19 protein-coding genes and 1 other RNA gene are annotated in these 21,495 nt (G+C 60.9%); 18 read left to right on the forward strand and 2 right to left on the reverse strand.

The genetic code is table 11. The features are described from left to right. Together ACP7A2_RS09355 and ACP7A2_RS09360 are read right to left on the reverse strand one after the other, a co-directional pair. Nucleotides 1–372: a YraN family protein gene (locus tag ACP7A2_RS09355; RefSeq protein WP_375066410.1), complete on the reverse strand. Its 372-nt coding sequence runs from the start codon at nucleotides 370–372 to the stop codon at nucleotides 1–3. Then, nucleotides 372–2,183: a penicillin-binding protein activator gene (locus ACP7A2_RS09360; protein WP_426133977.1), complete on the reverse strand. Its 1,812-nt coding sequence runs from the start codon at nucleotides 2,181–2,183 to the stop codon at nucleotides 372–374. The genes ACP7A2_RS09355 and ACP7A2_RS09360 overlap by 1 nt, the downstream gene beginning before the upstream one ends. A 165-nt stretch (nucleotides 2,184–2,348) precedes the next feature. Here ACP7A2_RS09360 and rsmI point away from each other — a divergent pair, with 165 nt between their 5' ends. The 18 genes from rsmI to lpxC all read left to right on the forward strand — a co-directional run. Further along, nucleotides 2,349–3,254: a 16S rRNA (cytidine(1402)-2'-O)-methyltransferase gene (gene rsmI, locus ACP7A2_RS09365; RefSeq protein ID WP_348061365.1), complete on the forward strand. Its 906-nt coding sequence runs from the start codon at nucleotides 2,349–2,351 to the stop codon at nucleotides 3,252–3,254. 85 nt (nucleotides 3,255–3,339) lie between these two features. Continuing rightward, an RNA gene (gene rnpB, locus ACP7A2_RS09370) (RNase P RNA component class A) lies at nucleotides 3,340–3,693 on the forward strand. 354 nt (nucleotides 3,694–4,047) lie between these two features. Further along, nucleotides 4,048–4,503 (forward strand): division/cell wall cluster transcriptional repressor MraZ, encoded by a 456-nt coding sequence (gene mraZ, locus ACP7A2_RS09375; protein WP_064450756.1) that lies wholly within the window; start codon nucleotides 4,048–4,050, stop codon nucleotides 4,501–4,503. Beyond that, entirely contained in the window at nucleotides 4,500–5,447 is a 948-nt protein-coding gene (gene rsmH / locus ACP7A2_RS09380) for a 16S rRNA (cytosine(1402)-N(4))-methyltransferase RsmH (RefSeq protein WP_426133978.1), read from the forward strand. Before mraZ ends, rsmH begins: the two co-directional genes overlap by 4 nt. Continuing rightward, a complete protein-coding gene (gene ftsL / locus ACP7A2_RS09385) occupies nucleotides 5,444–5,737 on the forward strand; it encodes a cell division protein FtsL (RefSeq protein ID WP_348061363.1) in 294 nt (97 codons plus the stop codon). The genes rsmH and ftsL overlap by 4 nt, the downstream gene beginning before the upstream one ends. Further along, nucleotides 5,737–7,479, forward strand: coding sequence for a peptidoglycan D,D-transpeptidase FtsI family protein (locus tag ACP7A2_RS09390; RefSeq protein ID WP_426134022.1), 1,743 nt, complete (start codon nucleotides 5,737–5,739; stop codon nucleotides 7,477–7,479). Before ftsL ends, ACP7A2_RS09390 begins: the two co-directional genes overlap by 1 nt. After that, nucleotides 7,479–8,942 carry a UDP-N-acetylmuramoyl-L-alanyl-D-glutamate--2,6-diaminopimelate ligase gene (locus ACP7A2_RS09395; RefSeq protein ID WP_426133979.1) on the forward strand — a complete coding sequence of 488 codons (1,464 nt, stop codon included), beginning with the start codon at nucleotides 7,479–7,481 and terminating at the stop codon, nucleotides 8,940–8,942. Before ACP7A2_RS09390 ends, ACP7A2_RS09395 begins: the two co-directional genes overlap by 1 nt. Beyond that, the gene (locus ACP7A2_RS09400) at nucleotides 8,935–10,305 is read left to right on the forward strand and encodes a UDP-N-acetylmuramoyl-tripeptide--D-alanyl-D-alanine ligase (RefSeq protein ID WP_426133980.1); all 1,371 of its coding nucleotides are present in this window, start codon (nucleotides 8,935–8,937) and stop codon (nucleotides 10,303–10,305) included. The genes ACP7A2_RS09395 and ACP7A2_RS09400 overlap by 8 nt, the downstream gene beginning before the upstream one ends. Then, nucleotides 10,305–11,387, forward strand: a complete 1,083-nt coding sequence (gene mraY / locus ACP7A2_RS09405; RefSeq protein ID WP_375066421.1) for a phospho-N-acetylmuramoyl-pentapeptide-transferase — start codon at nucleotides 10,305–10,307, stop codon at nucleotides 11,385–11,387. The genes ACP7A2_RS09400 and mraY overlap by 1 nt, the downstream gene beginning before the upstream one ends. Before the next feature lie 6 nt (nucleotides 11,388–11,393). After that, nucleotides 11,394–12,740, forward strand: coding sequence for a UDP-N-acetylmuramoyl-L-alanine--D-glutamate ligase (gene murD, locus ACP7A2_RS09410; protein ID WP_426133981.1), 1,347 nt, complete (start codon nucleotides 11,394–11,396; stop codon nucleotides 12,738–12,740). Further along, a complete protein-coding gene (gene ftsW, locus ACP7A2_RS09415; RefSeq protein WP_348060770.1) occupies nucleotides 12,737–13,960 on the forward strand; it encodes a putative lipid II flippase FtsW in 1,224 nt (407 codons plus the stop codon). Before murD ends, ftsW begins: the two co-directional genes overlap by 4 nt. Then, on the forward strand, nucleotides 13,950–15,020 hold the full coding sequence (gene murG / locus ACP7A2_RS09420; RefSeq protein WP_348060768.1) for an undecaprenyldiphospho-muramoylpentapeptide beta-N-acetylglucosaminyltransferase: 1,071 nt from the start codon (nucleotides 13,950–13,952) through the stop codon (nucleotides 15,018–15,020). Before ftsW ends, murG begins: the two co-directional genes overlap by 11 nt. Further along, nucleotides 15,013–16,458, forward strand: coding sequence for a UDP-N-acetylmuramate--L-alanine ligase (gene murC / locus ACP7A2_RS09425; RefSeq protein ID WP_426133982.1), 1,446 nt, complete (start codon nucleotides 15,013–15,015; stop codon nucleotides 16,456–16,458). The genes murG and murC overlap by 8 nt, the downstream gene beginning before the upstream one ends. Continuing rightward, nucleotides 16,455–17,411, forward strand: coding sequence for a D-alanine--D-alanine ligase (locus ACP7A2_RS09430; RefSeq protein ID WP_426133983.1), 957 nt, complete (start codon nucleotides 16,455–16,457; stop codon nucleotides 17,409–17,411). Before murC ends, ACP7A2_RS09430 begins: the two co-directional genes overlap by 4 nt. Before the next feature lie 4 nt (nucleotides 17,412–17,415). Then, nucleotides 17,416–18,285: a cell division protein FtsQ/DivIB gene (locus ACP7A2_RS09435; protein ID WP_078740802.1), complete on the forward strand. Its 870-nt coding sequence runs from the start codon at nucleotides 17,416–17,418 to the stop codon at nucleotides 18,283–18,285. 15 nt (nucleotides 18,286–18,300) lie between these two features. After that, nucleotides 18,301–19,566, forward strand: coding sequence for a cell division protein FtsA (gene ftsA / locus ACP7A2_RS09440; protein WP_426133984.1), 1,266 nt, complete (start codon nucleotides 18,301–18,303; stop codon nucleotides 19,564–19,566). Between the two features lie 66 nt (nucleotides 19,567–19,632). After that, nucleotides 19,633–20,838, forward strand: coding sequence for a cell division protein FtsZ (gene ftsZ / locus ACP7A2_RS09445; protein WP_426133985.1), 1,206 nt, complete (start codon nucleotides 19,633–19,635; stop codon nucleotides 20,836–20,838). Nucleotides 20,839–20,950: 112 nt separating this feature from the next. Then, a partial coding sequence (lpxC, locus tag ACP7A2_RS09450; RefSeq protein WP_426133986.1) for a UDP-3-O-acyl-N-acetylglucosamine deacetylase occupies nucleotides 20,951–21,495 on the forward strand: 545 nt, incomplete at its 3' end.

Here is a 21,495-nt window from a genome sequence, read left to right on the forward strand (position 1 = left end):
TCAGCTGTCGAAGGCATTTTTGAGCCAGTTCAGATCAGCTGTGCCAGACGGTGTGCTTTCTATGGCAACCACATCGAAACGGCAGGGTGAGTCAGCCCAGCGATGCTCTTTTAGCAGGAAATACTGCGCGGCGAATATCAGCTTCTGACGCTTGCGCCCGTCGATACTGGCGAGCGCGCCACCCCATTGTGCGTGTTTTCTGTAGCGCACTTCGACGAATACTACTGTATCGCCGTCAAGCATGACCAGATCAAGCTCACCGCGTTTACACAACCAGTTCTGCGCCAGAAGGCGCAGACCCTGGCTTTGCAGATACGCGAGCGCTTGAAGTTCGGCGTCCTTGCCGGTTTGCGCGCGGGACCGCTCGGGCATTAGCGCGGAGTGTCCGGCAGGCGCTGGATATCGCCTCCGACGAACTTGGCCCATGGCAACTGGCGGTCAACGCGCTGGTTGGCGTTGATGCCCAGGCTGCCAGAGAGGCCGTCAATGCGCGTATCCGGCAGCGCCTTCAGTTGACCCAGGCGCGGAGCCAGGCGGTAGGCGTCAACGCCCATCGCGTACAGACGGCCGAGGCTGCCATTGGCCTGCGGCCATTGTGCGGCGACCTGGTTGCGCAGTGGGTCAGTGGTGTTAAGCAGCCAAGGGGTTTCGCAGAACATGACGTTGGTCATGTCCAGGTACTGGTTCTTGTCGCCGCTGGCGCTGAATACGTGGGAGGTGGCGTACACAGGCACATCACCGGCGTACTGGAAGTTCAGGGTCGGCTTGATCTGCTGGGCCAGTTGCGGCGGCACGGCCATGAAGATGAATTCGATGTCCTGGCGACGTGACGGTTGCGCGGCTACGTCAGTACCGACGGCACTTTGCAGGCTCTTGGCACGGCCTTCGCTTTTACGCAGTTGGAACAGGTCGGCAATCTGCTGGGCGAGGGCCACCGGCTGGTCAACATATTCAACGCCAACAACGGTGCCACCATTTGCTTCCCAATCCTGACGGAAAGCCTTGTAGACGCGCTCGCCCCACTCACCACGCGGCACCATGGCAGCGGCGCGGTGCAGGCCGTCGGCGCGGGCGCGGCGCGACACTTCACGGGCTTCGTCTTCAGCCGCCAGGCCGAACTGGAACAATTGCGGCGGGTTTTGTTCGGCTTCGCTGTAGTTCAGCGCCAGGGTCGTAATGGGCAGTTGTGGGCGTGCGCTCAGTTGTTTGACCAGCGGTTTCTCCAGCGGACCGACGACCAGTTGCACACCGGCGGCCTGGGCCTTGGCGTAGAAATCATCAAGGGACGTCAGGCGCGAGCTGTCAAAGAACTCAATAACTGGCGGTTTCTGCCCGGCTTGTTCGGCCTGGAAGTGCGCGGCCATGAAGCCTTCGCGCAACGCCTTGCCGACCGATGCCAGCGGGCCATCTTGCGGCAGCAGCACGGCGATCTTGTTCAGGGGCTGGCTGGCCAGCTCCTTGAGTTTGGTCAGCGGGGAGGGCAGGTTCACTGCCGCCGGATGCCCTGGGTTCTGCGCGCGCCAGGTATCAATGGCGGCTTGCTGTTGCTCCAGGGTGCCGGCGCCCTTGATCGCTTGGGCCAGGCTGATCCAGCCATCGAGAATCTGATTGCCGCTGGCTTGCAGCTGTTCGGCCGGCAGTGCGGCAATCAGTGTCCAGATGGCTTCGTGGTTGTTCGCGGCAGCCTCGCCAGTGAGCAGTGGCGCCAGGGCAACACGCTCGCGAGCGGCGGCCAGGGTCTGACCATCGGCTTCATAAGCGCGAGCATGCACTGTGCCAGTGCGGATCTGCTGGTCAGTCGGCAGTTCCTTCAGACTTTGCAGGCTTGGGTGGTTCAAGGCCGCCAGCGCGGCCTTGGGCTGGTTGCGCGCCATGGCCAATTCGGCGGCCAGGGTGCTGGCGAAGATTTGCGCGGCCGGCTTCAGGGTTGCCAAGGGAACCTGCGCAAGAATCTGCGACGAACGGCCAGGGTTGTTCTGGTGGAACGCCAGGTCAGCCGCACTCAGGCGCAGTAACGCAGCCTTTTCCGGGGTGCTGGCGGAGGCAGCCTGTTCAAGCAGTTGCTCGATACTGGCATCCGGGGTCCGTGGAAGGTCGCCAAGGCTCGACGAGGGCGAGCTGGCACACGCGGCCAGTAAGGCAGCGAGGCAGAGGGCGGAGAGCAGCCGCAGGCAAGCGATCATGTAAGCGTTCCTGATACCGAACAAATTAGCGTGGAAGTGTACCCAAGCACTGGCCCAGGCGCGATGTTAGTGGCGTGAAACCGTTGATTTAGATCGTGCAATTGTTACGAGCGTGCATCCACGGTTGATCTCGAGGGCATAGTATCGAGGCGCCTACGCGCTACAATGCGATTTTTCTCAACCATCGAGGTGTGCGTTTTGACTGCTCCAGGTCCTTTGAATTCCACTGCAGGCTCGCTTTTTGTCGTGGCGACGCCCATTGGCAACCTGGACGACATCAGTGCTCGGGCGTTGAAAGTGTTACGCGACGTTAAATTGGTCGCGGCGGAAGACACTCGGCATTCCCAGCGGTTGATGCAGCATTTTGGTATCAGCACGCCATTAGCCGCGTGCCACGAGCATAACGAGCGCGAAGAAGGCAGCCGTTTTATCACCCGCCTGTTGGCTGGCGACGACGTGGCGCTGATCTCCGATGCCGGTACACCGCTGATTTCCGATCCGGGTTACCACTTGGTCCGCCAGGCGCGGGCCGCAGGTATCAATGTAGTGCCTGTTCCGGGGGCGTGCGCGCTGATTGCAGCATTATCCGCTGCCGGCTTGCCGTCCGACCGCTTCATTTTTGAAGGTTTCCTGCCGGCCAAGGCCGTGGGGCGCCGCGCGCGCCTTCAGGCCCTCAAGGAAGAACCGCGTACCCTGATTTTCTACGAAGCGCCGCATCGCATCCTTGAATGCCTGCAGGACATGGAACTGGTGTTCGGTGGCGAGCGCCTGGCGCTGCTGGCGCGTGAGTTGACCAAGACCTTTGAAACCCTCAAGGGCTTGCCGCTGGAGGCGCTGCGGGCCTTCGTCGAAGGTGATAGCAATCAGCAGCGTGGCGAGTGTGTGGTGCTGGTGGCGGGCTGGACCGCACCTGAAAATGAAGATGCCGTTGGCAGCGAAGCCCTGCGCATCCTGGATTTGCTGCTTAAGGAAATGCCGCTCAAGCGTGCCGCTGCCCTTGCCGCTGAGATTACTGGCCTGCGCAAGAACGTGTTGTATCAAGTGGCGCTGGATAAACAGAAAGGCGAATAGTTCCGGGGCTAGAGCGGCATTCCGTCTGAACGTGATGGCATTAGTACTTGTCCTGAGGCCGCCGTGCCGTTAACCTGCGCGGCGGAGAGTCGATTGGACAGTCGCTGCCCTCTATGAAAATTAGGGGGGGGAGGAAAGTCCGGGCTCCATAGGGCGAAGTGCCAGGTAATGCCTGGGAGGCGTGAGCCTACGGAAAGTGCCACAGAAAATAACCGCCTAAGCACTTCGGTGCCGGTAAGGGTGAAAAGGTGCGGTAAGAGCGCACCGCACGACTGGCAACAGTTCGTGGCTAGGTAAACCCCACTTGGAGCAAGACCAAATAGGGTCCCAAGGCGTGGCCCGCGCTGGGACCGGGTAGGTTGCTAAAGATGTCCAGTGATGGCCATCGTAGACGAATGACTGTTCAAGACAGAACCCGGCTTACAGATCGACTCTCCACCTTTTTCCTTCTGTCCGAATCTCGTGCAGAAAACCGGTAGTAACGCAAGAATCCCTCCCTGCCAAATCATTGGCAGATGCATCTTCGTAATACCAAAAAAATCTTACTCTTAATAAATTACTTTAACTTCAAGCTATAGCTCACTGAGCTAGCTGCGGTTACTGAGTCAAAAACATCGTCAAACTCTCGTTTCTCCTCCTTTTACGCTCCTAAATCTCCGTTCTGTAAGGCTTTTCCTTGAATCCGCGCCTTGACGGTGTGGTGGGCGCATTCCTATAGTGTGCGCAAGTGGCGGAAAGTGGCACAAAGTGGGTTTTTTGAACTTAAAATGCTAAAAATTGGAGAAACGCATCTGTGTTTCGCGGAGCTAACGCTATCAGTCTCGATGCAAAAGGCCGTCTCGCCATGCCGAGCCGGTATCGTGACGAGCTCGTTTCGCGAAGTTCGGGCCAGTTAATCATCACGATTGACGCCGTTGATCCTTGTTTGTGTGTTTACCCACTCGACGAGTGGGAGTTGATTGAAACCAAATTGCGCGCGCTGCCTTCATTGCGTGAAGAAAACCGCCGCCTCCAGCGTTTGCTGATCGGTAATGCCGTCGACCTCGAACTCGATGGCAGTGGTCGTTTCCTGGTGCCGCCGCGTCTGCGCGAGTACGCCAAGCTGGATAAGCGCGCAATGCTGGTGGGCCAACTGAACAAGTTCCAATTGTGGGACGAAGATGCCTGGGATGCTGTGTCTGCAGCTGACCTGGCTGCTATTCAACAACCGGGCGCCATGCCTGATGAACTGCGTGATTTGATCCTGTGACTATTGATAGCGGCTTTAACCACATCACCGTACTGCTTGACGAAGCCGTTGAGGCTCTCGCCGTACGCGCGGATGGCTGCTATTTGGATGGCACCTTTGGCAGGGGCGGGCATAGCCGGTTGATACTCAGCCAGCTCGGGCCCGACGGTAAGCTCCTCGGGTTTGACAAAGACCCTCAAGCGATTACCACCGGGCAAGCGCTAGCGGCCGAAGACGGCCGCTTTGTCGTTGTGCAGCGCAGCTTTGCCGAGCTGGGCGCCGAAGTCGCCGAGCGCGGCATGGCAGGCAAGGTGGCCGGGGTTTTGCTCGACCTGGGCGTGTCTTCGCCGCAGCTCGATGACCCGGAGCGCGGCTTCAGTTTCATGAATGACGGCCCGCTCGACATGCGCATGGACCCAACCCGCGGCGTCAGTGCAGCCCAGTTCATCGCCACCGCGCCCCATGAAGAAATCACCCGCGTGTTCAAGGAGTACGGTGAAGAACGCTTCGCCGGCCGCATGGCCCGTGCCGTGGTCGAGCGTCGCGAAATACAGCCGTTTGAACGCACCGCCGACCTGGCCGAAGTGCTGAAAGTCGCCAACCCGGCGTGGGAGAAGGGCAAGAACCCGGCGACCCGCGCGTTTCAGGGGCTGCGCATTCACGTGAACAACGAATTGGGCGATCTGGAAGCCGGCCTCGAGGCCGCTCTGGAAGCCCTGGAAGTGGGCGGTCGCCTGGTGGTGATCAGCTTCCACTCCCTGGAAGACCGCATCGTCAAACTGTTCATGCGTAGGCTGGTCAAGGGCGAGTCCGATAACCTGCCGCGCAACCTGCCGGTGCGTTTCGAAGCTTTTGTGCCGAAAATCAAAATCCATGGCAAGGCGCAGTTCGCTTCCGAAGCCGAACTCAAAGCCAACCCTCGTTCCCGTAGCGCCGTTATGCGCGTCGCGGAGAAGTTGCGGTGAGCAAGCTTTTCGCCAAGCCCCTGCCGGGCGGCAGCTTCTTTATGTTGCTGTTGTTCATCGGCGTACTGGTCTCCGCGATTGCGGTGTCGTACAGCGCGCACTACAACCGCCAACTGCTCAATTCCCTCTATGGGGAACTGAGTGTGCGTGACAAAGCGCAGGCGGAATGGGGCCGGTTGATCCTTGAGCAAAGTACCTGGACGGCGCACAGCCGTATCGAGACGCTGGCCACAGAACAACTGAAAATGCACATCCCTGGCGCGGCCGACGTTCGCATGGTGGCGCCATGATGAAACTTGAGGGTGCACTCTACCCATGGCGCTTCCGCCTGATGATCGGCCTGCTGGCCTTGATGGTCGGCGCGATTGTCTGGCGCATTATCGACCTGCAAGTGGTTGACCGTGACTTCCTGATCGGCCAGGGCGATGCCCGTAGCCTGCGTCATATTCCGATTCCTGCGCACCGCGGCCTGATCACTGACCGTAACGGCGAGCCTCTGGCTGTCAGTACGCCGGTGACCACCCTGTGGGCCAACGCCAAAGAACTGCAAACTGCCAAGGAAAAATGGCCTGAACTGGCGGCTGCGCTGGGCCAGGATCCGAAAGCCCTGGCTGAGCGTCTCGAAGCCCAGGCCAATAAAGAATTCATCTACCTTGTTCGTGGCCTGACGCCTGAGCAGGGTCAGCAAGTGCTCGACCTTAAAGTCCCCGGTGTCTACGGCATCGAGGAATTTCGTCGTTTCTACCCGGCCGGTGAAACCACCGCGCACATGGTCGGCTTTACCGACATCGATGACCACGGTCGCGAAGGCGTGGAGCTGGCCTACGATGAATGGCTCGCCGGGGTTCCGGGCAAGCGCCAGGTCATCAAGGATCGGCGCGGCAGACTGATCAAGGATGTCCAGGTCACCAAAAACGCCAAGGCCGGTAAGCCCTTGGCGTTGTCGATTGACCTGCGTCTGCAGTACCTGGCCAACCGCGAGTTGCGTAACGCGATCATCGAGAACGGCGCCAAGGCCGGCAGCCTGGTGATCATGGACGTGAAGACCGGCGAGATTCTGGCCATGGTCAACCAGCCGACCTACAACCCGAACAACCGTCGCAACCTGCAACCGGCGATGATGCGTAACCGCGCGATGATCGACGTGTTCGAACCGGGTTCGACCATGAAAGCCATCTCCATGAGTGCCGCGCTCGAAACCGGGCGCTGGAAACCCAGCGACAAGGTCGAGGTTTACCCGGGCACCCTGCAATTGGGCAAATACACCATTCGTGACGTGTCCCGCAGCGAAGGCCCAGTGCTGGATTTGACAGGCATCCTGATCAACTCCAGTAACGTGGGCATGAGTAAGGTCGCCTTTGATATCGGCGGCGAAACCATTTATCACCTGGCGCAAAAAATCGGCTTGGGCCAACCCACTGGTCTGGACTTCCCGGGCGAGCGCGTGGGCAACCTGCCGAACTACCGCGACTGGAAAAAAGCCGAGACCGCCACGCTTTCCTATGGCTACGGCCTGTCGGTGACCGCGATCCAGCTGGCCCACGCCTTCTCTGTATTGGCCAATAACGGGCGCATGGTTCCGCTGAGCCTGATTCATATCGACGAAGCGCCGAAAGCCACTCAGGTTATTCCGGAAAGCGTCGCCAAAACCATGCAAGGCATGCTGCAACAAGTGATCGAAGCACCGCGCGGTGTATTCCGTGCCCAGGTGCCGGCGTATCACGTGGCAGGCAAGTCGGGTACCGCACGTAAAACGTCGGTAGGCACCAAGGGCTACGCCGAAAACTCGTACCGCTCGCTGTTTGCCGGTTTCGGCCCGATGAGCGACCCGCGCTACGCCATCGTCGTCGTGATCGACGAGCCAAGTAAGGCCGGCTACTTCGGTGGCCTGGTATCGGCGCCGGTGTTCAGCAAAGTGATGTCCGGCACCCTGCGCCTGATGAACATCACGCCGGACAACCTGCCGCCGACTCAACAAGCGAACGCCGGACCACCGGCCGCTGCGGTAAAAGCCAATGGAGGGCGCGGCTGATGTCTCTTAGCCTGAACAAGATTTTTGCCCACGCCGGTCGCGATCTGTTGATCCGCGAGCTGAGCCTGGACAGCCGTAATGTACGTGCCGGTGACCTGTTCCTGGCAGTGCCTGGCGGCAAATACGATGGCCGTGCGCACATCGCCGATGCCCTGCAACGCGGCGCTGCGGCCGTGGCGTATGAAGTGGAAGGCGCCACCGTGCTGCCGATCACAGACGTGCCGTTGATTCCGGTCAAGGGCTTGGCGGCGCAACTGTCGGATATCGCCGGGCGCTTTTATGGTGACCCGAGCCGTCATCTGAATGTGGTTGGCGTGACCGGCACCAACGGCAAAACCAGTGTGACCCAACTGGTCGCCCAGGCCCTTGACCTGCTGGGTCAGCATTGCGGCATTGTCGGCACCCTGGGTACCGGCTTTTATGGCGCGCTGCAAAGCGGCCTGCACACCACGCCAAACCCGATTGCCGTGCAAGCTACCCTGGCCGACCTGAAAAAGGCCGGTGCCAAGGCGGTTGCCATGGAAGTCTCGTCTCACGGCCTGGATCAGGGCCGCGTCACTGCCCTGGCATTTGACGTGGCGGTGATGACCAACCTGTCCCGCGACCACCTGGACTACCACGGCACCATGGAAGCGTACGCCGCTGCCAAGGCCAAGCTGTTCGCCTGGAATGACTTGAAGTGCCGGGTGGTCAACCTCGATGACGCGTTCGGTCGCCAATTGGCCGCCGAAGACAGCGAAGCGCGCCTGATCACCTACAGCCTGGAAGATTCCAGCGCGTACCTGTATTGCCGCGAAGCCCAGTTTAATGATGAAGGCGTACTCGCCACCTTGGTTACGCCTCAGGGCCAGCACCACTTGCGCAGCGCTTTGCTCGGTCGTTTCAACCTGAGCAACGTCCTGGCCGCCATTGGCGCATTGCTCGGCCTGGATTACGCCCTGGACGAAATCCTGCGCGTGTTGCCAAAACTGGAAGGCCCAGCCGGTCGCATGCAGCGCCTTGGCGGCGGCAATCAGCCGTTGGTGGTGGTCGATTACGCCCACACCCCGGACGCCCTGGAAAAAGTATTGCTAGCCCTGCGCCCACACGCCAAGGGCAAGTTGCTGTGCCTGTTCGGCTGCGGCGGTGATCGTGATCGCGGCAAGCGCCCACTGATGGCTGAAATCGTTGAGCGCTTGGCCGATGGCGTGCTCGTCACCGACGACAACCCGCGCAGCGAAGCGCCGAGTCAGATCTTTGACGACATCCGTGCCGGCTTCAAGGACGCGTCCACCGTGACCTTCGTCGCCGGTCGCGGCGCCGCCATCGCGCAATTGATCGCCAGTGCCAGCGCTGACGACGTGGTGGTGCTGGCCGGTAAAGGTCACGAGGACTACCAGGAAATCAACGGCGAGCGCCATGCCTTTTCCGACCTGGTTGAGGCGGAAAGTGCCTTGACCGCCTGGGAGATCGCCCATGCTTAAAACGATGACGTTCAGCGAACTGACCCAGGCCCTTTCGGCCCGCGTGCTGTCGAGCGATTGCAGCTTCGACGGCGTCAGTATCGACAGTCGCAACATCACACCGGGCCAGTTGTTTGTCGCACTGGCAGGCCCGCGCTTTGATGGTCACGACTACCTGAACGATGTCGCCGCCAAGGGTGCCGTTGGCGCGTTGGTACAGCGGGAAGTAACGGACTCCACGTTGCCGCAGTTGCTGGTCGCCGACACCCGCCTGGCACTTGGCCAATTGGGTGCACTCAACCGCGCCGCTTTTGACAAGCCCGTTGCAGCCATCACCGGCTCCAGCGGCAAAACCACGGTCAAGGAACTGCTCGCCGGTGTACTGCGCACGCGCGGGCCGGTACTCGCGACCCGTGGCAACCTGAACAATGATTTCGGCGCTCCGCTGACCCTGCTCGAACTGGCCCCGGAACACACGGCGGCGGTCATTGAGTTGGGTGCTTCGCGCGTCGGCGAAATCGCCTACACCGTGGCGCTGACCAAGCCCCACGTTGCGATCATCAACAATGCCGGTACCGCCCATGTTGGCGAGTTCGGCGGCCCGGAAAAAATCGTCGAAGCCAAGGGCGAAATCCTTGAAGGCCTCGATGCTTCGGGCACCGCTGTGTTAAATCTTGACGACAAGGCCTTCGAAACCTGGCGTGTACGCGCCGCCGGTCGCAAGGTCCTGACGTTTGCTGTGCTGAACGCGGCCGCAGACTTTCATGCTTCCAACATCACCGTCGATGCCCGTGGCTGCCCGTCGTTCACCTTGCACACCCCGCAGGGCAGTGAGCACGTGCAGTTGAATTTGCTGGGCAACCATAACGTCGCCAATGCCTTGGCGGCCGCCGCTGCTGCATACGCCCTGGGCGTGTCGCTGTTCGGTATCGCCACCGGTTTGGGCGCGGTGCAGCCGGTCAAAGGCCGCACCGTGGCGCAACTGTCGACCAACGGCATGCGCGTGATCGATGACACCTACAACGCCAACCCGTCCTCCATCAATGCCGCGGTTGACCTGCTCAAAGGCTTTGCCGGGCGCAAGGTGCTGGTGCTGGGCGATATCGGCGAGCTGGGCGACTGGGCCGAACAAGGCCATCGCGAAGTCGGCGCTTATGCCGCCGGCAAAGTCGACGCGCTGTATGCCGTCGGCCCGAACATGGCGCACGCCGTCGACGCCTTCGGTCTCGGTGCGCGGCATTTCGCGACGCAGGCCGAGTTGATCCAGGCACTGACGGCGGCTGAACAAAACAAAAACACATCCATTTTGATCAAGGGATCGCGCAGCGCGGTGATGGAAAACGTCGTCGCGGCCTTGTGTGGCTCAAGTACGGAGAAACATTAATGCTGCTGCTGCTGGCTGAGTATCTGCAACAGTTCCACAAAGGCTTCGCGGTCTTTCAGTACCTGACCCTGCGCGGGATTCTGGGTGTGCTGACCGCGCTGACTCTGTCGCTGTTCCTGGGGCCGTGGATGATCCGCACCCTGCAGAACCTGCAAATTGGGCAATCGGTTCGTAATGACGGCCCGCAGTCGCACTTGTCCAAATCCGGCACTCCGACCATGGGCGGCGCGCTGATCCTGTCGTCCATCGGCATCAGCACCTTGCTGTGGGCGGACCTGCACAACCGTTATGTCTGGACGGTGCTGCTGGTAACCCTGTTGTTCGGCGCCATCGGCTGGGTCGATGACTACCGCAAAGTGATCGAGAAAAACTCCAAGGGGCTGCCAAGCCGCTGGAAATATTTCTGGCAGTCGGTGTTTGGTCTCGGCGCCGCGATCTTCCTTTACACCACCGCGCCAAGCGCCGTGGAAACCACCTTGATCATCCCGATGCTCAAGGACGCCAGCATTCCACTGGGCATCGGCTTCGTGGTGTTGACCTACTTCGTGATCGTCGGCTCCAGCAACGCGGTCAACCTGACTGATGGCCTCGACGGCCTGGCGATCATGCCGACGGTGATGGTGGGCGGCGCGCTCGGCATCTTCTGCTACCTGTCGGGTAACGTGAAATTCGCTGAATACCTGCTGATCCCCTATGTGCCGGGCGCGGGTGAACTGATCGTGTTCTGCGGCGCGCTGATCGGTGCCGGCCTTGGGTTCCTGTGGTTCAACACCTACCCCGCACAAGTTTTCATGGGCGACGTCGGCGCATTGGCGCTGGGCGCAGCCTTGGGCACCATCGCGGTCATCGTCCGCCAGGAAATCGTGTTGTTCATCATGGGCGGTGTGTTCGTGATGGAAACCCTGTCGGTGGTCATCCAGGTGGCTTCCTTCAAATTGACCGGGCGCCGTGTGTTTCGCATGGCGCCGATTCACCACCACTTTGAACTCAAGGGCTGGCCCGAGCCACGCGTGATCGTCCGCTTCTGGATCATCACCGTGATTCTGGTGCTGTTCGGCCTTGCCACCCTGAAACTGAGGTAGAAACGAGTGTCCCTGATCGCTTCAGACCACTTCCGCATCGTTGTCGGCCTCGGCAAGAGCGGCATGTCCCTGGTTCGCTTCCTGGCGAACCGGGGCACGTCGTTTGCTGTGGCCGATACGCGGGAAAATCCACCGGAGCTGGTCACGCTGCGCCGTGACTACCCGCACGTGGAAGTGCGTTGTGGCGAGTTGGATGTCGAGTTTCTGTGCCGTGCCGATGAGCTCTACGTGAGCCCCGGCCTCGCCTTGGCCACACCGGCCCTGCAGGCAGCAGCGGCGCGTGGCGTGAAGCTGTCGGGCGATATCGACCTGTTCGCGCGCAACGCGAAAGCGCCGATTGTCGCCATCAGCGGTTCCAATGCAAAAAGCACCGTGACCACCCTTGTGGGTGAGATGGCGGTTGCGGCGGGCAAGCGCGTGGCGGTGGGCGGCAACCTCGGCACGCCAGCCCTGGATTTGCTGAGCGACGACATCGAGCTGTACGTGATGGAGCTGTCGAGCTTCCAGCTGGAAACCACCCACGACCTCGGTGCCGAAGTGGCCACCGTATTGAACGTGAGTGAAGATCACATGGACCGCTACAGCGGCCTGCCGGCGTACCACTTGGCCAAGCACCGGATCTTCCGTGGTGCCCGGCAAGTGGTGGTCAATCGCCAGGATGCTCTGAGCCGTCCGCTGATGGGTGAAGGCCTGCCGTGCTGGACCTTCGGCCTGGGCAAACCTGACTTCAAAGCCTTCGGCATTCGCGAAGAGAACGGCGAGAAATACCTGGCCTTCGAATTCCAGAACCTGATGCCGGTGCGTGACCTGAAAATCCGTGGCGCGCACAACCAGTCCAATGCCTTGGCAGCCTTGGCGCTGGGTCACGCCGTCGGCCTGCCGTTTGACGCGATGCTGGCCAGCCTGCGCACGTTTGCTGGCCTTGAGCACCGTTGCCAGTGGGTGCGCGACCTCAATGGCGTCAGCTATTACAACGACTCCAAGGCCACCAATGTCGGTGCCGCCCTGGCCGCCATCGAAGGCCTCGGCGCCGATATCGAAGGCAAGCTGGTGCTGATCGCCGGTGGCGACGGCAAGGGCGCCGACTTCAAGGACCTTAAAGGTCCGGTGGCCGAACATTGCCGCGCCGTGGTGCTGATGGGCCGCGACGCTGACTTGATCGCCGCCGCCCTTGGCGATGGCGTGCCGCACGTGCGCGCAACCTCGCTGGACGACGCCATCGCTCAATGCAAAGCCCTGGCTCAGCCAGGCGATGCCGTGCTGCTGTCGCCGGCATGCGCCAGTTTTGACATGTTCAAGAACTACGAAGAGCGCGGCCAGCTGTTCGCCCGCGGCGTGGAGGCCTTGGCATGAGCATTAACTTCAGAAACATCATCAAGCCGTACCCGTCGCCGATTATCACCGGGCGCGGTATCGACCTCGATTTCCCGATGCTCGCCGGCTGCCTCGCGCTGCTCGGTCTGGGCCTGGTGATGATCACATCGGCTTCCTCCGAAGTGGCCGCCGTGCAGTCGGGCAACACCCTGTACATGATGATCCGTCACTTGGTTTACCTGGTGATCGGCCTCGGCGCCTGCATCGTCACCATGATGATCCCCATCGCCACCTGGCAGCGCCTGGGTTGGATGATGCTGATCGGTGCGTTTGGCTTGCTGATCATGGTGATCCTCCCCGGCATTGGCCGTGAGGTGAACGGTTCGATGCGCTGGATCGGCTTCGGCGCGTTCAACGTTCAACCCTCTGAAATCGCCAAAGTGTTTGTGGTGATCTACCTCGCCGGTTACCTGGTACGCCGTCAGAAAGAAGTGCGCGAAAGCTGGATGGGCTTCTTCAAGCCGTTCATCGTGCTGCTGCCGATGGCCGGCCTGTTGCTGATGGAACCCGACTTCGGTGCCACCGTCGTGATGATGGGCGCTGCGGCGGCGATGCTGTTCCTGGGGGGGGTTGGCCTGTTCCGCTTCACCCTGATGGTGGTGCTGGCCGTGGCTGCGGTGACGGTGCTGGTGCAGGCCCAACCCTATCGGATGGCGCGACTGATCACCTTTACCGACCCGTGGTCCGACCAGTTCGGTTCCGGTTATCAGCTCACCCAGGCGTTGATTGCCTTCGGTCGCGGCGAGTGGCTGGGCGTGGGCCTGGGCAACAGCGTGCAGAAGCAGTTCTACCTGCCGGAAGCGCACACCGACTTCGTGTTCTCGGTACTCGCCGAAGAGCTGGGCGTGGTCGGTTCGCTGTGCACCGTCGGCCTGTTCGTGTTCGTGTGTATTCGCGGCATGTACATCGGCTTGTGGGCCGAAAGGGCCAAACAGTATTTCGCCGCTTATGTGGCATACGGCTTGTCGTTCCTGTGGATCGGCCAGTTCCTGATCAACATCGGTGTGAACGTCGGCCTGCTGCCGACCAAGGGCCTGACCCTGCCGTTCCTCAGTTACGGCGGCAGTTCGTTGGTGATTTGCTGCGCGTGCCTGGGCTTGTTGCTGCGCATCGAGTGGGAGAGTCGAACCCATTTGGGCAGCGAAGAGATGGAATTCAGCGAAAGCGATTTTGCCGAGGAGCCGAACCATGGGCGCTAACGTGCTGATCATGGCGGGCGGCACCGGGGGCCATGTGTTCCCGGCCCTGGCGTGCGCAAGGGAATTCCAGAACCGTGGCTACACCGTGCACTGGCTCGGTACGCCACGCGGCATCGAAAACGAATTGGTCCCGAATGCCGGTTTGCCGCTGCATTTGATCAACGTCACCGGGCTGCGTGGCAAGGGCAAATTGTCCCTGCTCAAGGCGCCGTTTGTGTTGCTCAAGGCGGTATGGCAAGCCCGCAAGGTGATTCGCGAATTGAAGCCTGTGTGTGTGCTGGGCTTTGGCGGTTATGTGACCGGCCCTGGTGGTGTCGCCGCCAAGCTGGCCGGCGTGCCGGTGGTCGTGCACGAGCAGAACGCCGTCGCCGGCACTGCCAACCGCTTGCTGGTGCCGTTGGCCGCGCGGGTGTGTGAAGCCTTTCCGAAGACGTTCGGTGCCTCGGACAAACTGCGTACCACCGGCAACCCGGTGCGTACCGAGCTGTTCATGGACATTGCCCGCCAGGCATTGGCCGGCCGCAAGCCGCACCTGCTGATCCTGGGTGGCAGCCTGGGCGCCGAGCCCTTGAACAAGTTGCTGCCTGAAGCCATCGCGCAACTGCCCGTTGAGTTGCGCCCTGAAGTGTTTCACCAGGCAGGCAAGAACCACGATGAAGTCACCGCCCAGCGTTATCGCGAAGCCGGTGTGGAGGCGAACGTACAGCCTTTCATCAAAGACATGGCCCATGCCTATGGCTGGGCCGACCTGGTGGTCTGCCGCTCCGGCGCGCTGACCGTCAGTGAACTGGCGGCCGCCGGTCTGCCGTCCTTGCTGGTGCCTTTGCCCCACGCCATCGACGATCACCAGACCCGCAACGCCGAATATTTGGCTGGGGAGGGCGCTGCCTTCCTGCTGCCGCAAAGAACGACTGGCGCCGCCGATTTGGCCGCACGCCTGACCGAGGTTTTGATGCAACCGGAACGACTCAACAGCATGGCGAGCACCGCACGCCGCCTGGCCAAACCTGACGCAACCCGCACCGTGGTCGATATCTGCCTGGAGGTGGCCCATGGTTGAGAATCAGAAAGCCATGCCACAACCGGAAATGCGCCGCATCCGTCGCATCCACTTCGTCGGTATCGGCGGCGTGGGCATGTGCGGCATTGCCGAAGTGTTGCTGAACCTGGGCTACCAAGTGTCCGGCTCGGACTTGAAAGAGTCGCCGGTCACCGATCGCCTGAAAACCTTCGGCGCGCAGATCTTTATCGGCCACCGCGCCGAGAACGCTGCCGAAGCCGACGTGCTGGTAGTGTCCAGCGCCGTGAACACTTCCAACCCGGAAGTGGCGACGGCCCTTGAGCGCCGCATTCCCGTGGTGCCCCGCGCCGAGATGCTCGCCGAGCTGATGCGCTACCGCCACGGCATCGCCGTCGCCGGCACCCACGGCAAAACCACCACCACCAGCCTGATCGCTTCGGTGTTCGCCGCCGGTGGCCTGGACCCGACGTTTGTTATCGGCGGCCGCCTGAATGCAGCCGGCACCAATGCCCAGCTCGGCACCAGCCGCTACCTGATCGCCGAAGCCGATGAAAGTGACGCGAGCTTCCTGCACCTGCAACCGCTGGTCGCTGTGGTCACCAACATTGACGAAGACCACATGGCCACCTACGACGGTGACTTCAACAAGCTGAAGAAAACCTTCGTCGAGTTCCTGCATAACCTGCCGTTCTACGGCCTGGCCGTGGTGTGCCTGGACGACCCGGTAGTGCGCGAAATTCTGCCACTGGTCAAACGCCCGACCGTGACCTACGGCTTCAGCGAAGACGCTGACGTGCGTGCGATCAATGTGCGCCAGGAAGGCATGCAGACCTACTTCACCGTGCTGCGCCCAGACCGCGAGCCGCTGGATGTGTCGGTGAACATGCCGGGCAACCACAACGTTCTGAATTCTCTGGCGACCATCTGCATCGCCTCCGATGAGGGCGTCAGCGATGAAGCCATCGTTGAAGGGCTGTCGCGTTTCGCCGGTGTGGGCCGTCGCTTCCAGGTATACGGCCAACTGCCGGTAGAAGGCGGTGACGTGATGCTGGTCGACGATTACGGTCACCACCCAACCGAAGTTGCCGCCGTGATCAAAGCCGTACGCGGTGGCTGGCCGGAGCGCCGTCTGGTGATGGTCTACCAGCCGCACCGTTACAGCCGCACCCGCGACCTGTACGACGACTTCGTCAATGTATTGGCCGATGCCAACGTGCTGTTGCTGATGGAAGTTTACCCGGCCGGTGAAGAGCCGATTCCGGGTGCCGACAGCCGCAAGCTGTGCAACAGCATCCGTCAGCGCGGCCAGTTGGACCCTATCTACATCGAGCGCGGTGTGGACCTGGCGCCGCTCGTCAAACCGTTGCTGCGCGCCGGTGACATCCTGCTGTGTCAGGGCGCCGGTGACATCGGTGGCCTGGCGCCCAAATTACTCGCGAGCCCACTGTTTGCCGCGCAAAAGGGGACGTCGAAATGATCACTGACTACGACTCCCTGTTTTCCACAATCGCACCTGCCGACTTCGGTCGCGTAGCGGTATTGTTCGGCGGCAAGAGCGCTGAGCGCGAAGTGTCGCTCAAGTCCGGCAACGCTGTGCTTGAAGCCCTGCAAAGCGCCGGCGTAGATGCCTTCGGCATCGACGTGGGGGATGATTTCCTGGCTCGCTTGCTGGCCGAAAAAATCGACCGCGCCTTCATCATTCTTCACGGCCGCGGCGGTGAAGACGGCAGTATGCAAGGCCTGTTGGAGTGCGCAGGCATTCCCTACACCGGCAGCGGCATCCTCGCGTCGGCACTGGCCATGGACAAGCTGCGCACCAAGCAGGTGTGGCACAGCCTGGGCATTCCAACACCGCGTCACAGCGTTCTGTGCAGCGAAGACGATTGTATTTCTGCAGCCGAGGAACTGGGCCTGCCTTTGATCGTCAAACCAGCCCATGAAGGCTCCAGTATCGGCATGGCCAAAGTGAACTCGGCCGCCGAATTGATCGACGCATGGAAAGCGGCAAGTACCTACGATTCGCAAGTGTTGGTGGAACAGTGGATTTCCGGTCCCGAGTACACCATCGCCACCCTGCGTGGCCAGGTATTGCCGCCTATCGCATTGGGCACGCCCCACACCTTTTACGACTACGACGCCAAGTACGTGGCTTCCGATACTCAGTACCGGATCCCGTGTGGCCTCGATGCAACCAAGGAACATGAATTGATGGACCTCACGGCAAAAGCCTGTGAGGCGCTGGGTATCGCCGGTTGGGCGCGGGCAGACGTGATGCAGGATGACCAAGGGAATTTCTGGTTCCTTGAAGTCAACACCGCACCCGGCATGACCGACCACAGCCTGGTACCTATGGCCGCGCGTGCCGCCGGTCTGGATTTCCAGCAGTTGGTGCTGGCGATTCTGGCGGCCAGTATTGAGCCTCGAGGCTAAGCACATGAACGGCGCATCGCTTCGTCATCAGCCCCCACAAGCACCCGGCCGCAAGCCGGTGCCACGGGGTGCCAGCCGGATGGTGGCTAAAGAGCCGATGTCGGCGCGCCTGCCCAAAGCCAACTTTGGTTTTATCAAGGCGCTGTTCTGGCCGGTACTGCTGGTGGTGTTGGGCTTCGGCACTTACGAGGGCGCACAGCGTCTGTTGCCGTATGCCGACCGGCCGATCACCAAGATCAGCGTGCAGGGCGACTTGAGCTACATCAGCCAGCAAGCCGTGCAGCAGCGCATCGGCCCGTACCTGGCGGCGAGTTTCTTCACTATCGACCTCGCCGGAATGCGCGCTGAGCTGGAGCAAATGCCGTGGATCGCCCACGCCGAAGTCCGCCGTGTTTGGCCGGACCAGGTGACGATCCGCCTGGAAGAACAACTGCCCGTGGCCCGTTGGGGCGATGGCGCGCTGTTGAACAACCAGGGCCAGGCGTTCACTCCGCGTGAACTGGCCAACTACGAGCACTTGCCGCAGTTGTTCGGGCCGCAGCGGGCGCAACAGCAAGTGATGCAGCAGTACCAGGCGTTGAGCCAGATGCTGCGGCCGTTGGGTTTCTCGATTGCGCGACTGGAATTGCGTGAACGGGGCAGTTGGTTTTTGACGACCGGGGCAGGCAGTTCCGGCCCGGGCATCGAGTTGTTGCTGGGACGCGGCAACCTGGTGGAAAAGATGCGCCGCTTTATTGCCATCTATGAAAAGACCTTGAAAGAACAGATTACGAACATTGCGAGCGTCGACCTGCGTTACGCCAACGGCCTTGCCGTCGGCTGGCGTGAACCGGCTGCGCCGACGACAGCCAAACCCGCTGTCGCGAAGAATTAAGAAGAGGCAGGACCCATGGCAAACGTGCAAAGCGGCAAAATGATCGTCGGTCTCGATATCGGCACCTCCAAGGTGGTGGCGCTGGTCGGTGAGGTCGGGGAAGACGGTGTGATCGAAATCGTCGGTATCGGCACGCATCCGTCCCGGGGCCTGAAGAAAGGCGTGGTGGTGAACATCGAGTCCACCGTGCAATCGATCCAGCGCGCGATTGAAGAAGCGCAGCTGATGGCCGGTTGCCGGATTCACTCGGCATTCGTCGGCGTGGCGGGCAACCATATTCGCAGCCTGAACTCCCACGGCATCGTGGCGATTCGCGACCGTGAAGTCAGCGCCGCCGACCTTGAGCGCGTCCTCGACGCCGCTCAGGCTGTGGCGATCCCGGCTGATCAGCGCGTGCTGCACACCCTGCCGCAGGACTACGTGATCGATAACCAGGAAGGCGTTCGCGAGCCGCTGGGCATGTCGGGCGTACGTCTGGAAGCCAAGGTTCACGTGGTGACCTGCGCCGTCAACGCCGCACAGAACATTGAAAAATGCGTGCGCCGCTGCGGCCTGGAAATCGACGACATCATTCTTGAGCAGTTGGCCTCGGCCTACTCGGTACTCACCGACGACGAAAAAGAACTGGGCGTGTGCCTGGTCGACATCGGCGGCGGCACCACCGACATCGCGATCTTCACCGAAGGCGCGATCCGTCACACCGCCGTGATCCCGATTGCGGGCGATCAGGTCACCAACGACATCGCCATGGCGCTGCGTACACCGACCCAGTACGCCGAAGAAATCAAGATCCGCTACGCCTGCGCCCTGGCCAAACTGGCCGGTGCCGGTGAAACCATCAAGGTGCCAAGCGTTGGCGACCGTCCACCGCGCGAGCTGTCGCGTCAGGCCCTGGCCGAAGTGGTCGAGCCGCGTTACGACGAGCTGTTCACCCTGATCCAGGCTGAACTGCGCCGCAGTGGCTACGAAGATTTGATCCCGGCCGGCATCGTGCTGACCGGTGGCACTTCGAAGATGGAAGGCGCGGTCGAACTGGCCGAGGAAATCTTCCACATGCCGGTTCGCCTGGGCGTGCCCCATGGCGTCAAAGGCCTGGGCGACGTAGTGCGCAACCCGATTTATTCCACCGGTGTGGGCTTGCTGTTGTACGGGCTGCAAAAGCAGACCGACGGCATTTCCCTGTCGGGCCCAAGCATCCGTGACAGCTACCGCAACAACGACGACGAAGCGAAAACGCCGTTGTTCGAGCGGCTGCAGGCTTGGGTAAAAGGCAATTTCTAAAGATTTACCGCAACACCGCAGCAAGCAGTAGGCGAAAAAACTAGAGATAACGAAAGGAGAGGGAACATGTTCGAACTCGTAGACAACATCCCCGCAAGCCCGGTCATCAAAGTGATCGGTGTCGGCGGTGGCGGCGGCAACGCTGTCAACCATATGGTCAAGAGCAACATTGAAGGCGTTGAATTCATCTGCGCCAACACTGATGCCCAAGCGCTGAAAAGCATCGGCGCGCGGACCATCCTGCAATTGGGCACAGCCGTGACCAAGGGCCTCGGCGCTGGCGCCAATCCGGAAGTCGGCCGTCAAGCCGCGCTGGAAGATCGCGAGCGTATTGCTGAAGTGCTGCAAGGCACCAACATGGTGTTCATCACCACCGGCATGGGCGGCGGTACCGGTACCGGTGCAGCCCCGATCATTGCCGAAGTGGCCAAGGAAATGGGGATTCTGACAGTTGCTGTCGTGACCCGTCCGTTCCCGTTCGAAGGCCGCAAGCGCATGCAGATCGCCGACGAAGGCATCCGTCTGCTGTCTGAAAGCGTCGACTCGTTGATCACCATTCCCAACGAGAAGCTGCTGACCATCCTGGGCAAGGACGCAAGCTTGCTGTCCGCATTCGCCAAGGCTGACGATGTACTGGCCGGTGCCGTTCGCGGTATCTCCGACATCATCAAGCGCCCAGGCATGATCAACGTCGACTTTGCCGACGTACGTACTGTCATGAGCGAAATGGGCATGGCGATGATGGGCACTGGCTGCGCCAGCGGTCCAAACCGTGCACGTGAAGCCACTGAAGCGGCCATCCGCAACCCGTTGCTGGAAGACGTGAACCTGCAAGGCGCACGCGGCATCCTGGTGAACATCACCGCCGGTCCTGACCTGTCCCTGGGTGAGTACTCCGACGTGGGTAGCATCATCGAAGCCTTCGCTTCCGAGCACGCCATGGTCAAAGTCGGTACCGTTATCGATCCGGACATGCGTGATGAACTGCACGTGACCGTGGTTGCTACCGGCCTGGGCGCGAAAATCGAGAAGCCTGTGAAGGTGATCGACAACACCCTGCATAACAGCCAGGCCAGCCACGCCAGCCAAGCGGCTGCAGCCCCAGCGCCTTCGCGCCAGGAACTGCCGTCGGTGAACTACCGTGATCTGGACCGTCCGACCGTGATGCGCAACCAGGCTCAGGCCGGTGCTGCAGCGTCCCGTAGCTTGAATCCGCAAGATGATCTGGACTACCTGGACATCCCGGCATTCCTGCGTCGTCAGGCCGATTAATGGAATGTATCAGGGCTATGAAGGTGATTGGTGTTCAGCAAAGGTCTGGTCTGTTATTATCGCCAGCCTTTGTTGATACCAGTTCGCAATTTGCGCTGAAGCGGTCCAAGCCATGATTAAACAACGCACCCTGAAGAATATTATCCGTGCCACAGGTGTAGGTCTGCACTCCGGGGAGAAGGTATACCTGACCCTCAAGCCTGCACCTGTCGACACCGGCATCGTGTTTGTTCGTGCCGACCTGGACCCTGTGGTGCAGATTCCTGCTCGCGCGGAAAATGTTGGCGAAACCACGATGTCGACCACGTTGGTCAACGGTGACGTGAAAGTGGACACGGTGGAGCACCTGCTCTCGGCCATGGCCGGTTTGGGCATCGATAACGCCTACGTCGAGCTCTCCGCGTCCGAAGTCCCTATCATGGATGGCAGCGCTGGACCCTTCGTATTCTTGATTCAATCTGCCGGCCTGGAAGAGCAGGACGCAGCCAAGAAGTTCATTCGCATTCTGCGGGAAGTGACAGTAGAAGACGGCGACAAGCGCGCCACCTTCGTCCCGTTCGAAGGCTTTAAAGTGAGCTTTGAGATCGATTTCGATCACCCGGTATTCCGTGACCGCACCCAAAGTGCAAGCGTGGATTTTTCCAGCACTTCGTTCTA

Origin of the sequence: Pseudomonas sp. PWP3-1b2, from assembly GCF_049896045.1 — a bacterium.
In the GTDB taxonomy this organism is placed as follows: Bacteria; Pseudomonadota; Gammaproteobacteria; order Pseudomonadales; family Pseudomonadaceae; genus Aquipseudomonas; species Aquipseudomonas antarctica_B.